A 12,408-nucleotide genomic window follows, 5' to 3' on the forward strand; every position below is an offset into this window, starting at 1 on the left:
GTGGCTGGTGGCCGGCGTCCGGGTCGAGTCCCCGACGGGGTCGGACGCCCTGGCCGCGCCGACGGTGTTCGCGATGTGGGCGCCGGTCCCGGCCGGACCGTGGCTGGGCACGCTCGCGGACCGGACACGGCGCGGGCCGCTGCTGGTGCGGGTGAACCCCGGCATGGCGGCCGTGCTGCCGGTGCCCCCTGCCGGCCGACGCGGCCGGGCGGGGTGCGGCTGCTGTTCGCGGTGCTGTTCGGGTACGGGGCCGCCGCCACCGCCGGCACGCTGCTGTTCGCGCCCAACGCGCTCGCCCTGCTGCCGGGCGCGGCCCTGGTCGCCGTCGTGGACGTACGCGTCCTGCTGCCGCGGCCGGCGGTGGCGGGTCTGCTGACAGCCGCCGAGCTGGGGCTCAGGCCGGGGCGGCCCCGGTGGCGGCGAGGGCACCGAGGGCGGCCCTGACGGCGGCCAGGTCCGGGTCGGAGGCCAGGCCCGCGTGGTAGAGCCGCAGTTCGGTGGCGCCCAGCTCCCGCGCGCGTGCCGCGTCGGCGGCGAGCGTGGCCGGGGAGCCGCCCATGCCGGTCACCACGGTGAAGTTGGCCGCCAGGACGGTGTCCACGCGCGCGTGGGCCGCGAACGGGGGCAGGACCGTGCCCGCGCCGCCGCCCGCGCAGGGCACGACGACACCGTCCGCGACGGCCAGGACGTGCGCGGGGTCCACCCCCGCGTTGGCGCCCGTGCGGTACGGGGCGGGGTCGGCGTGCAGCAGGACGCGGAAGGAGGGGTGGGCGGCCGCCCGGACCGCCGCGACCGCCTCCTCCTGGAGGGTGCGGGCGGCCCGGGTGCGCCACGCGAGGGTGGCCGCGGCGAGGTCGGTGCCCAGCAGCTCCTCCACGGCGGGCCATCCGGTGCCGGACGCCCCGCCGGAGGCCCACACCGGCTCCAGGGCCCGGCGCACCGCCGCGGCGAGCTCGTCCGGGTCGAGGCCCTCCGCCGCGTACCCGGCCCGGCAGGCGGCGCAGAAGCACAGGGACATCAGGTACTGGGCGGCGTCCCCGAGGGTGACCCCGGCGATCTTGTCGTGGGCGTGCAGGTGCGCCATCCCGTACCAGCCGCACGACTCCAGTTCGGTGCCGCGCGCGCCGGGGCGCACCGCCGCCTCGGCGGCCAGCTCGGTGAGGTAGGCCCTGACCGCGGGCCGCGCCACGCAGGGCGCCCACGGGTAGCGGTCGCCGTACGCGTTGACCACGGAGGTGCCGGGGTGCTCGGCGCCGAGGCGGGAGCTGTGCGCGAGGACGACCCAGCTGTGGACGTCCAGTCCGGCGGCCTCCAGGGCCCGGGCGGCCTCCCCGTACGCGTCGCCGGGCGCCCAGTCCCCCGCCTCGTACGGCGCCAGGTCCCGGCCGGCCCAGCGGGAGCGGTCCGGCGGATAGAGGACGGCGGCGTACTCGGCGGTGACGACGCGGTGCGCCGGGTGGCGCGGGGTCAGGGCGCGGGTGGAGTGGTACGCGGAGGCCAGGGTGACCTGCTGGACGCCGAGGTCCGCGATCCGGGCGGCGGCGTCCGGGTCGCCGGTGACGTCCCAGGGGTAGAGGAAGGCGGAGGCCCTCACCGCGGGTCCCCCAGCAGGGCGCGGCCGCGTCCGATGATGCCGGCGAGCTCCTCCAGGTGCGCGGGCGCCGGTTCGTCCAGCGGCGGCCGGACCTCGCCGACGTCCAGGCCGCCCATGCGGACGGCCGCCTTGACCAGCGACACGGCGTAGCCCCGGCCCTTGGCGCGCAGTTCGACCAGCGGGCGGTAGAAGCCGTCGATGAGGCGGTTGACGGTCGTGTCGTCGCCGCTGTTGAGCGCCCGGTGGAAGGCGAGGGCGATGTCGGGGGCGAAGCAGAAGACGGCGGAGGAGTAGAGCGTGACGCCGATGCCGCGGTAGGCGAGGCCGGTGAGTTCGGCGGTGGGCAGGCCGTTGAAGTACAGCAGGCCGAGCCCTTCGGCGCGTACCGCGCTGACGATGCGCTGCATCAGGTCCAGGTCGCCGAGGCCGTCCTTGAGGCCGATGACGCCGTCGACGCGGGCGAGCTCGACGGCCGTCTCGGGGGTGAGGACGACGTTGTCGCGCTGGTAGACGATGACGTCCAGCGCGGTGGCCCCGGCCAGGGCGGTGTAGTGGCGCAGCAGCCCGTCCTGGCCGGCGACGACGAGGTAGGGCGGCATCGCGAGGAGCCCGTCGGCGCCCTCCTCCTCGGCGATCCGGGCGTACCGGATCGCGAGGGCCGTGCCGTACCCGGTGCCGGCCACGACCGGCACCCGTCCGGCGGTCTCCTCGACGGCGGCCGCCACACAGGCTCGGTACTCCTCGGGAGTCAGGGCGTGGAACTCGCCGGTGCCGCAGCAGGCGAAGACCGCGCCGGCGCCGGCCTCGACCCCGGCGCGCACGTGCGCGCGGAACACGTCGAGGTCGAGCGCGCCGTCGGGGCCGTACGCGGTGACGGGGAAGAAGAGCAGGCCGTCGAGTCGGCCGGCGAGCGGGGCTGAGGTCACGGGCGCTCCTTGAACCAGGCGTCGAACCAGGCGTTGTACACACCTGTGATTACCGTCCATATCCCTGAACACCGCCACGCTAGACCCGTCCCCTTGGGGCGGTCAAGGCGGCGGATCGACGGAGAACCCGACCGACAGGCGGAGTTGACTCCGTCCGCCCCACTTGACGGTGTTCTCGATCCCTCTCTAGCGTGTCCACGCATGTGAATGCGACCCAGGTATGTGTGCCGCCCCGCCCACCAAGGAGATCCGCCCATGCCCGCTCCCCGCACGGTTCTGCTCACCGGAGCCGCCGGCGGCCTCGGCACCCTCATGCGCGAGCTGCTGCCCGCGTACGGATACGAGCTGCGCCTCCTCGACGTCGTCCCCGTCGCGGGCGAACCCGGCGCGATCGCCGCCGACCTCGCCGACGAGGTGGCCCTGCGCGAGGCGGTCCGGGGCGTCGACGCGATCATCCACCTCGCGGGCATCTCGCTGGAAGCCCCCTTCCAGAAGATCCTGCGCGCCAACATCGAGGGCACCTACAACCTCTACGAGGCCGCCCGCAAGGAGGGGGTGGCCCGGATCGTGTTCGCCTCCAGCAACCACGCCGTCGGCTTCACGCCGCGCCCCCGCGAGGGGGACCCGCTGATCCCGGTCGACACCCCGCGCCGCCCCGACACCTTCTACGGCCTGTCCAAGTGCTTCGGCGAGGACCTGGCACAGCTCTACTGGGACCTGCACGGCGTCGAGACGGTCTCCGTGCGGATCGGCTCCTGCTTCCCGGAGCCCACCTCCGTGCGGATGCTCTCGGTCTGGATGAGCCCCGCCGACTGCGCCCGCCTCTTCCACGCCGCCCTCACCGCCGGGGACGTCGGGCACACCGTCGTCTACGGCTCGTCCGCCAACACCCGCCTGTGGTGGGACCTCTCGACGGCCCGGGCGCTCGGTTACGAGCCGCGGGACGACTCCGAGCGGTACGCCGCCGGGCTCGTCGCCGAACAGGGCGAGCTGGACGACGCCAACCCCGACCACGCCCACCTGGGCGGTCACTTCTGCACCCACCCGCCGCAGTGGCCGCACTGAGAACCCCCTGCCGGGGAGGATGCGGCCCCTGCCCCGGGGCCGCCCCGCCGGCACCCTGCGGGGCGGCCGCGCGAAGCGGTCATGCGCCGAAGCGGAATCCGGTGACGGCCGGCTGGTGACCGCCCGGTGTACCGGCGCGTACAAGCACGGCAACGAGCGGACCGCTCGCGACCATCCCCGTAACCGGAGTGGCGCAGGTGAGGGAACGGCAAAGCGATGTCACTCGTTACCCCGGCATGACAGCTATGACCCCCGGCTCGAACATCCCGCTTCCCGTCACCCGTGTGGCGGTGGACGTCGCCGCGCCCGTGCGGCTCGACGTATCGGGCCTGCTGCTCACCGCCGACGGCAAGGTGCGCTCCGACGACGACTTCATCTTCTACAACCAGCCGTCCGGCCCGGGCGTGACATACCGCTCGGGCGGCGGCACGTCGCCGGACGCGATCATCGTGGACACGGCCGCCGTGCCGCCGGGCATCGAGAAGATCGTCGTCACCGCGAGCCCGGACGCCGCCGGGCAGACGTTCCAGGGCATCGAACCCACCGCCACCATCCGCGACGCCGACGGCGGCAGCGTGCTCGCCACCTTCACCCCGCCGCAGCTCGGCACGGAGACCGCGCTGGTGGTGATCGAGGTCTACCTCCGCAACGGCGCCTGGAAGGCCCGCGCCGTCGGCCAGGGGTACGCCGACGGGCTGGCCGGGATCGCCACCGACTTCGGCGTCTCGGTCGACGAGGAGCCGGCACGGGCCGCCCCGGCGCAGACACCGGCCCCCGCCGCGCCCGCCGCCCCGGCACCGGTCGCACCCGCCGCCCCGGCCGCGCCCCCGGCCCCTCCCGCCACGGCCCCCGCTCCCGCCCCCGGAGCCGGGAAGATCAACCTCGACAAGGGCCGGGTCAACCTCCAGAAGAACCAGACCGTCTCCCTCGTCAAGGGCGGCCGCCCCCTCCTCTCCCAGGTCAAGATGGGTCTCGGCTGGGAGCCCGCGTTCCGGGGCAAGGACATCGACCTCGACGCCTCGGTCATCGCCTACGGCCCGCAGCGCAACCACCTGGACAGCTGCTACTTCGGCAAGCTGGCCATCCTGAACGGCGCCATCAAGCACTCCGGCGACAACCTCACGGGCGAGGGCGCCGGCGACGACGAGGTGATCGTGGTCGACCTGGGCCGACTGCCCGCCGACGCCACCGGCCTGGTCTTCACCGTGAACTCCTTCTCCGGGCAGAAGTTCACCGAGGTCGCCAAGGCGTACTGCCGGCTGATGGACGCGGCCACCGGCGAGGAGCTGGTCCGCTTCGACCTCACCTCCGCCGAACCGCAGACCGGCGTGATGATGGCCAAGCTCATCAAGCAGTTCTCCGGTGAGTGGGAGATGACGGCGATGGGCGAGTTCGTGAAGTCACGGACCGTACGCGGCATGGTCAAGCCGGCCGCGCAGGCGCTGTAGGCACCGCCGCCCGTCCGCGACGAGGCGGCCCGGCACGGCCCGGGCCGCCTCGTGCCGGGCCTCACCCGAAAGGCGATCCCCCTTGAACGTCCCCGAGACCGGCCGCCGCGTGCTCGTCAGCGGTGCGTCCCGGGGCCTCGGCCGCGCCGTCGCCCGGGCGTTCGCCGCGAACGGCGACCGGGTCGCGGTGCACTACGGCTCGCGCGCCGACGAGGCACGCGCCACGCTGGCGTCCCTGCCCGGCACGGGCCACGTCCTGGCGGGCGGCGACCTCACCGACCCGGCGGAGGCGGCCCGGGTCGCCGGCGCCGCCGCCTCCGCGCTCGGCGGCCTGGACGTCCTCGTCAACAACGCGGCGGTCAACACCCGGCACCCGCTGCCGGAGACCCCGTACGACGAGTGGGTGGCGGCCTGGCAGCGCCACGTCGCCGTGAATCTGCTCGCCACCGCGAACCTGAGCCACCTGGCCGCCCGCCGCATGATCGACCAGGGCACGGGCGGGCGCATCGTCAACATCGGTTCGCGCGGCGCCTTCCGGGGTGAGCCGGACCACCCCGCCTACGGCGCCACCAAGGCGGCCGTCCACGCCCTCGGCCAGTCGCTGGCGGTCTCCCTCGCCCCGCACGGCATCGCCGTGGCCTCGGTCGCCCCCGGCTTCTTCGCCACGGAACGCGTCGCGCCCCGCCTCACCGGCCCGGAAGGCGACGCGATCCGCGCCCAGAGCCCCTTCGGCCGGGTGGCCACGCCCGAGGAGATCGCGGCCGCGGTCCTCTGGCTCGCCTCACCGGCCGCCGAATGGTCCTCCGGCACCGTCCTCGACCTCAACGGCGCCTCCCACCTGCGTACCTGACACCGGGAAGGCCCCGCACCGCACCACCGGGGCCACCGGGAAGGCCCCGCACCGCACCACCGGGCCCGGGGCCCGCGCTCCGCCCCGGGAAGGCCCCCGGCCCGGGCGGCCACGCCCCGTGGGTCAGTCGCCCGTCCGGGAGCGGGCCTTGAACGCGGCCTTGCGCGCCTCCTTCGCCACCCGCTTGTCGCGGTGCAGCCGGCCCATCGCCTCCAGGACCTCCGGCGTGGCGGGGTGCTCCACCCGCCACGCGGCGTCGAAGAACCCCCTGTGCCGGCTCGTCAGGCCCTCGACGAGCTCCTGGAGTTCCTCCAGGTCCCCGCCGCCGACCGCGTCCAGCTGCGCGGCGATCGTGTCGATGGCCAGCCAGAAGATCATCGGCTCCGGCGGCGCCGGTACGTCCGCCGCCTCGCGCTCCGCCAGCCAGACGCGCGCCAGGCCGCCCAGCTCGGGGTCGTCGAGCACCTCCCGTACCGCGGGCTCCGCCTCGGCGCCCACCAGCGACAGCGCCTGCTGGCAGTGGAGACGGCGCAGCGGCGCGCCGGCGTCCGCGCCCTTGGCCGCCGCGAGCAGTTCGCGCGCCGCGGGCAGCGGCTCGCGCCGGACCAGCCACGCGTGGGTCTCGGCCCGCGCCGACGCCTCCGGGTAGCGGGCGACCCCGTCGAGGAGCACGTCCGCGCCCTTGTCGGCCAGGTCGCCGACCGCGGGGGCGTCCACACCGGCCTCCAGCATCCGGGCACGGACGCCGTACAGCCCGAGCGGGGTGAGCCTGACCATGCCGTACCGCGACACGTCCTCGTCGTCGCCGTCCGGCGCCGGGGCGGGCTCCTCGCCCTCCTCGGCCATGAGCGACTCGTCGACCGGCCGGTACTCGACGAGCCCGATCGGCTCCAGCACCCGGAACTGGTCGTCCAGCCGCATCATCGCGTCGGAGACCTGCTCCAGGATGTCGTCGGTCGGCTCGCCCATGTCGTCGGGCACGATCATCGACGCGGCGAGCGCCGGAAGCGGTACCGGCGCGTCCCCCGAGCCGCCCTCCGCGACCGTGAGGAGGTACAGGTTGCCCAGGACGCCGTCGAGGAACTCGGCCTCGCGCTGCGGGTCCCAGTCCAGCGCGTCCAGGTCGAGGTCGCCGTCCTCACCGAGGAGGCCGTCGAGGTCGTCGAGCAGCGGCGCGGTCGCGTCGGCGAGCGCCGTCTCCAGGGCGTCGAGCCACAGCGCCAGGACGTCCTGCGGCGCACCGCCGGTGACCAGCGCGAGCTGTCCGCCCGCCTCGACGGCGCCGTCCTCGCCGCCGCCCTCGTCGTCCTGCGGTTCCTCGACCACCACGAGCCCGGTGTCGACGGCCACCCGCCACGCCTCGCTGGCGTACGCCGCCCCGTCGTCGTCCGGCGTGAGCCCGAGCGCCTCGGCGGCGGCGGGCAGCTGATCGTCGACCAGCTCGCCGCCGGCGCCGACCCGGGTCTCCGGCCCCGCCCAGCGGGCGAGCCGGACGGCCCTGGCGAGCAGCGGGGCGACGAGCGCGTCCCGCGCCAGCTCCGCGTCCGAGGGCAGCCGCACCGGCGGCAGAGTGGGGCGATCCGACGACATCAGCGGTTTCTCCTCGGCACGTACGCGGGGGTCGGGCGGCCCCCAGCGTAGACGTATTCGGGCCCCCGCCCGGCAGTTCATGTACCGGTCAAGACCCGGCCACCCGCGAACCCTTGACAAGTACAGGCCCCAGACCAGACATTGACGCGCGTAGAGCTACCGCTCAGTACCTCCCACGAACCCATCGGAGCCCGTGATGCCTTCCTCCCCGCCGAGAACCGCGCGGACATCCCCGTCGGCCCTGTCGCACACCGCGCCCCGCACCGCCGCCGTCTCGGCCGTCCTCGCCGCCGCCCTGGCCGCGGGCCTGCTGGCCACCGGGCCGGCCACCGCCGCCGACACGGCCGACGCGGTACGCATCCACGACATCCAGGGCACCACCCGGATATCCCCGCTCGCCGGGCAGCGGGTCACCGGGGTGACCGGCATCGTCACCGGCGTACGGACCTACGGCTCGCGCGGCTTCTGGTTCCAGGACACACAGACGGACGACAACCCCGCCACCAGCGAAGGCGTCTTCGTCTACACCGGCTCCGCGCCCACCGTCGCCGTCGGTGACGCGGTCACCGTCTCCGGCACGGTCACCGAGTACGTCCCGGGCGGCACGTCCTCCGGCAACCAGTCGCTCACGCAGATCACCAAGCCGACCGTCACCGTCACCTCCTCCGGCAACCCGGTCCCCGCGCCGGTCGTCGTCTCGGCTCGCTCCGTCCCCGCCGCGTACGCCCCCGAGGGCGACCCGGCGGCCGGCGGTTCCGTCAACGGCCGGACGCTGGAGCCGGGCCGCTACGCCCTGGACCACTACGAGTCCCTGGAGGGCACCAACATCCGGATCGGCTCCTCCCGGGTCGTCGGCGCGACCGACCCGTACAACGAGCTCTGGGTGACGGTGAAGCCGCACGAGAACGACAACCGGCGCGGCGGCGCCGTGTACGGCTCGTACACCGCGCAGAACACCGGCCGCCTCCAGATCCAGTCGCTGACCCCGGTCTCCCAGACGCCGTTCCCGAAGGCGAACGTGGGCGACTGGCTGACCGGGACGACCGAGGGCCCGCTGGACTTCAACCAGTTCGGTGGCTACACCCTCACCGCCCGTACGCTCGGCACCGTCGCCGACCGGGGGCTGGAGCGGGAGACCACCGAGAAGCAGCACCGCAGCGAGCTGGCGGTGGCGACGTACAACGTCGAGAACCTCGACCCGACCGACGCCCAGGAGAAGTTCGACGCGCTGGCCAAGGCCGTCGTGGAGAACCTGGCCTCGCCCGACATCGTCGCCCTGGAGGAGATCCAGGACAACAACGGGGCGAAGAACGACGGCACGGTCGCCGCCGACCAGACCCTGAAGAAGTTCACGGACGCGATCGTCGCGGCCGGCGGACCGGCGTACGAGTGGCGCGGCGTCGACCCGGTGAACAACAAGGACGGCGGCGAGCCGGGCGGCAACATCCGCCAGGTCTTCCTCTTCAACCCCGCGCGGGTGTCCTTCACCGACCGCGCGGGCGGCGACGCCGCGACGTCGACCGGTGTCGTACGGGAGAAGGGGCGGGCGGCCCTGACCCACTCCCCCGGCCGGATCGACCCGGCGAACCCGGCGTGGGACAACAGCCGCAAGCCGCTGGCCGGCGAGTTCACCTTCCGGGGCCGGACGGTCTTCGTCATCGCCAACCACTTCGGGTCGAAGGGCGGTGACGAGTCACTGGTCTCGCACCACCAGCCGCCGAACCGTTCCTCCGAGGCCAAGCGCCTCCAGCAGGCGAAGGCGGTCAACGCCTTCGTCAAGGACGTCCTCCAGGTGCAGCGCACCGCCGACGTCGTCGTCCTCGGCGACATCAACGACTTCGAGTTCTCCGCGACGACGCGGGCGCTGACCGACGGCGGCGCGCTCCACGCGGCGGTCACCTCGCTGCCGCGCAGCGAGCGCTACTCGTACGTCTACCAGGGCAACAGCCAGGTGCTGGACCAGATCCTCACCAGCCCGTCGATCCGCCACTTCGCGTACGACAGCGTGCACATCAACGCCGAGTTCGCCGAGCAGAACAGCGACCACGACCCGCAGGTGCTGCGCTTCCGCCCGTGACGCCACTCAGGACACGCCCGCGCCGAGGCTCAGCGCGGGCGTGTACCGCTTCACGCCGCCCCCGACGACGCCGGGGTACTCGAGCACCTTCCGCCACTGCGGCGTGGCGCCGCCGATCCCGTCGCCGGGCCCGGCGAGCGCCTCGATGTGGGCCTCGGCGCTCTCCCGCTCGGCGTAGTTGAGCACCCGGGTGCCGTCGAGGCTCATGTGGAAGTGCCCGGAGATCCCGCCGGGGTGCAGGCCGGGGTCGCTCTCCAGCGCCTCGAAGACCGTGTCGATCCAGACCCGTTGCCGGTCGGCGTCCGGCCCGTCGAACTCGACGTCCACGATGACCACGCGGCCGGGCACACGGGTGTCGTCCCCGGTACGGAGCGCACCGCCGCGGTGGCACTCGTAGGAGCGCGGGGCGATCCGCTCGATGCCGGGCACGGCGGCGTCGATCTCGGCGTTCCTGGCGTCCCGGTGGATGCGGGCGAAGTCCTGGTGGGCCCGCTCGTCCGTCCACTGGGAGCAGTGCGGCAGCGTGCCCCGTCCTCGCCGGTGTACACGCTGTACGAGAGCGGCCGCGGGTCGGGTCAGTCCCGGCTCCGCCAGGCCGCCGCTCCGGATACGACCGCGCGGCCGCACCCGGATCGGGTACGGCCGCGCGTCACCGCCGCGCCTTCCGGCTCAGCCCGGCCAGGAACCGGTGATGCGCCGGACCCCCATCGCGCCGGAGCGGTCCACCGCCGCCTTGACCACCGCGAAGATCGCGCCCTGGACGGCGGCGGCCAGGAGGATCTCCTTCCACTCCCGCTCCTCGTCCATGGCGTCCGGGGCGTCGCCGTCCCCGATCGCCGCCCACGCCTTGGCGAACATCGTGCTGGCCACGGCACCGCTCGCCATGCCGAGCAGGATGCCCACCGGCCGGTAGAGCAGCTTCTGCTTCCGCTTCTTCTTCTGCTTCGCCATTCCCGTCCTATCCCCACTTTCCGGTGCGCCGCAACTGCCACAACACCACACCCGCTACCACGACGGCGGCGACCGCCGCGAGGACCGGGCGTACATGCTCACGCACCGGCTCCGGGGTCCTGTCGTGCACCAGGTGGGCGGCGCGCGCCTTCACATCCGTCTTGGCCATGAGCTGGTCGATGGTCTCGCCCAGCTCCTGCCGCTTGCGCGCCGCCTGGAGGCGGAGTTCGTCAGGTCCAGGGGTGTGGTGCGTGTCCCGTGTCATCGGTGGACCCTCTCCTTGATCTCGTGGACGTCCGAGCGCACACCGTCGATCGCCCGCTCCGGCTTCGGCGGCACGGCGCGCTTAAGCTGCGCGCGGCCGAGCACGGCGAGGACACCGGCCAGGGCGAGGAACAGCACGGTCGCGATGAGCACGGCGGCCCACACGTCGAGCGCCACCGCCAGCGCGGCGGCCACGGTGGCCCACACCCCGATGAGGCCGACGTAGCCGACGGCCGCCGCGGCCCCCAGCATCCCGCCGCCCTTGCCCGCGCGCTTCCCCTTCTGCATCATCTCGGCCTGCGCGGTGCGCATCTCGGTCTTCACCAGGTCGGAGAGCTGCTCAGACGCCTGCTTCACCAGCTCGCCGACCGACGGTTCTCCGGCCACGCGGATCGCCTCCCATCTCGTACGGGAAGCATCGGGTACCCCGCCGAGCGGTCGCGCAACCAGCCCATGCTTCAGCAACGCTCAAACTTGACCGGAGGAGAACTAAGTAGACCTACACCATCGTGCGCCGCAGACTGCCTCCATGACCCTTACCACCACCCCTCCCCGCCCCTTCGGCCGCGTCCTGTGCGCCATGGTGACCCCCTTCACCGCCACCGGGGACCTCGACCTCGACCGGGCGCGGGAGCTGGCGCGCGATCTGGTGGCCCAGGGCTGTGACGGGCTCGTCCTGAACGGCACCACCGGCGAGTCCCCGACGACGACCGACGACGAGAAGGCCGCGCTCATCGGGGCGGTACGGGACGCGCTGGGCCCGGAAACGCCGCTGGTGGCGGGAGTCGGCACCGCGGACACCGCGCACACGGTGGAACTGGCCCGCCGGGCGGAACGGGCGGGCGCGGACGGGCTGCTGGTGATTCCCCCGTACTACAGCCGCCCGCCGCAGGCGGCCGTGGAGGCCCACTTCCGGCGGGTGGCCGACGCGACGGGGCTGCCGCTGGTGCTGTACGACATCCCGGGCCGTACGGGGACGCGCATCGAGCCGGAGACGGTGCTGCGGCTGGCCGGCCACCCGCGGATCGTGGCCGTCAAGGACTGCGCGTACGACCTGCTGGGCTCGACCAAGGTGCTGGCCCGCACGTCACTGGCGTACTACTCGGGCTGCGAGGAGACGAACCTCCCGCTGTACGCGATCGGCGGCGCCGGTTTCATCAGCACGGTCGCCAATGTGGCGCCGCGTCAGATGCGCGCGGTGCTGGACGCCTTCGACGCGGGCGACACGGCACTGGCCGCCCGGCTCAACGCGCGCACCATCGCGCTGGCCGAGCTGATGATGGCGTCGGGCCTGCCGGGCACGGTGACGGTGAAGGCGCTGCTGGACGCGGGACCGGTCCGCGAACCGCTGCAGCCCGCCGGCCGGGAGGCGGTCGACGGGCTGCGCGCGGCGTACGAGGAACTGGTTCAGGAACCGACGACCTGGTTGTGACCCAGGACGGCGACGTGCTCCAGCACGTCCTCCATGGGGTCGTCGATCTGGCCGATCGACACCAGCGTCACCCGGTGGCCGTTGTCCGGTTGGCTGTGGGCCTCGTCCGCGTGGGCGACGCCGGGCGCGAGCAGGGCCGCCAGCGCGAGGACGCCCGGAACGATGAGTCTGCTGGTTTTCATTGGAGCCGTCCCTCGCCTAGCCGATTCGT

General features: G+C 73.9%; 13 protein-coding genes and 1 pseudogene. 6 read left to right on the forward strand and 8 right to left on the reverse strand.

The window, feature by feature from the left end; translation table 11 throughout:
- Nucleotides 1-213 precede the first annotated feature (213 nt).
- Nucleotides 214-444 (forward strand): hypothetical protein, encoded by a 231-nt coding sequence (locus AC07DW_RS08325; RefSeq protein WP_478856835.1) that lies wholly within the window; start codon nt 214-216, stop codon nt 442-444.
- Here the strand turns inward: AC07DW_RS08325 and AC07DW_RS08330 are convergent.
- Together AC07DW_RS08330 and AC07DW_RS08335 are read right to left on the reverse strand one after the other, a co-directional pair.
- Nucleotides 395-1,594: a hypothetical protein gene (locus AC07DW_RS08330; protein WP_478856836.1), complete on the reverse strand. Its 1,200-nt coding sequence runs from the start codon at nt 1,592-1,594 to the stop codon at nt 395-397. The genes AC07DW_RS08325 and AC07DW_RS08330 overlap by 50 nt on opposite strands.
- On the reverse strand, nt 1,591-2,520 hold the full coding sequence (locus AC07DW_RS08335; RefSeq protein ID WP_478856837.1) for a 5-dehydro-4-deoxyglucarate dehydratase: 930 nt from the start codon (nt 2,518-2,520) through the stop codon (nt 1,591-1,593). Before AC07DW_RS08335 ends, AC07DW_RS08330 begins: the two co-directional genes overlap by 4 nt.
- A 255-nt stretch (nt 2,521-2,775) precedes the next feature.
- Between AC07DW_RS08335 and AC07DW_RS08340 the strand changes: the two genes are divergently transcribed.
- The 3 genes from AC07DW_RS08340 (at nt 2,776) to AC07DW_RS08350 (ending at nt 5,883) form a co-directional block, all read left to right on the forward strand.
- Entirely contained in the window at nt 2,776-3,585 is an 810-nt protein-coding gene (locus AC07DW_RS08340) for an NAD-dependent epimerase/dehydratase family protein (RefSeq protein WP_478856838.1), read from the forward strand.
- 245 nt (nt 3,586-3,830) lie between these two features.
- Nucleotides 3,831-5,033, forward strand: a complete 1,203-nt coding sequence (locus AC07DW_RS08345) for a TerD family protein (RefSeq protein ID WP_478857015.1) — start codon at nt 3,831-3,833, stop codon at nt 5,031-5,033.
- A gap of 82 nt (nt 5,034-5,115) precedes the next feature.
- Complete coding sequence (locus tag AC07DW_RS08350; RefSeq protein ID WP_478856839.1) at nt 5,116-5,883, forward strand: SDR family NAD(P)-dependent oxidoreductase; 768 nt, start codon at nt 5,116-5,118, stop codon at nt 5,881-5,883.
- 123 nt (nt 5,884-6,006) lie between these two features.
- On the opposite strand, the gene AC07DW_RS08355 is transcribed toward AC07DW_RS08350, so the two are convergent.
- The gene (locus tag AC07DW_RS08355; RefSeq protein ID WP_478856840.1) at nt 6,007-7,473 is read right to left on the reverse strand and encodes a hypothetical protein; all 1,467 of its coding nucleotides are present in this window, start codon (nt 7,471-7,473) and stop codon (nt 6,007-6,009) included.
- A gap of 196 nt (nt 7,474-7,669) precedes the next feature.
- Here AC07DW_RS08355 and AC07DW_RS08360 point away from each other — a divergent pair, with 196 nt between their 5' ends.
- Complete coding sequence (locus tag AC07DW_RS08360) at nt 7,670-9,550, forward strand: endonuclease/exonuclease/phosphatase family protein (protein ID WP_478856841.1); 1,881 nt, start codon at nt 7,670-7,672, stop codon at nt 9,548-9,550.
- A 6-nt stretch (nt 9,551-9,556) separates the two neighbouring features.
- On the opposite strand, the pseudogene AC07DW_RS08365 reads toward AC07DW_RS08360, so the two are convergent.
- The 4 genes and pseudogenes from AC07DW_RS08365 to AC07DW_RS08380 form a co-directional block, all read right to left on the reverse strand.
- A pseudogene (locus AC07DW_RS08365) lies at nt 9,557-10,203 on the reverse strand (antibiotic biosynthesis monooxygenase).
- 16 nt (nt 10,204-10,219) lie between these two features.
- A complete protein-coding gene (locus AC07DW_RS08370) occupies nt 10,220-10,501 on the reverse strand; it encodes a DUF4235 domain-containing protein (RefSeq protein WP_478856842.1) in 282 nt (93 codons plus the stop codon).
- Between the two features lie 7 nt (nt 10,502-10,508).
- Nucleotides 10,509-10,766: a DUF3618 domain-containing protein gene (locus AC07DW_RS08375; protein WP_478856843.1), complete on the reverse strand. Its 258-nt coding sequence runs from the start codon at nt 10,764-10,766 to the stop codon at nt 10,509-10,511.
- Nucleotides 10,763-11,152, reverse strand: coding sequence for a phage holin family protein (locus AC07DW_RS08380; RefSeq protein ID WP_478856844.1), 390 nt, complete (start codon nt 11,150-11,152; stop codon nt 10,763-10,765). Before AC07DW_RS08380 ends, AC07DW_RS08375 begins: the two co-directional genes overlap by 4 nt.
- Nucleotides 11,153-11,294: 142 nt before the next feature.
- On the opposite strand from AC07DW_RS08380, the gene dapA reads away from it, so the two are divergent.
- Nucleotides 11,295-12,197 carry a 4-hydroxy-tetrahydrodipicolinate synthase gene (gene dapA, locus AC07DW_RS08385; protein ID WP_478856845.1) on the forward strand — a complete coding sequence of 301 codons (903 nt, stop codon included), beginning with the start codon at nt 11,295-11,297 and terminating at the stop codon, nt 12,195-12,197.
- On the opposite strand, the gene AC07DW_RS08390 is transcribed toward dapA, so the two are convergent.
- Entirely contained in the window at nt 12,173-12,379 is a 207-nt protein-coding gene (locus AC07DW_RS08390; protein ID WP_478856846.1) for a hypothetical protein, read from the reverse strand. The genes dapA and AC07DW_RS08390 overlap by 25 nt on opposite strands.
- Nucleotides 12,380-12,408 lie beyond the last annotated feature (29 nt).

This window comes from Streptomyces sp. NPDC045701 (genome assembly GCF_056432045.1).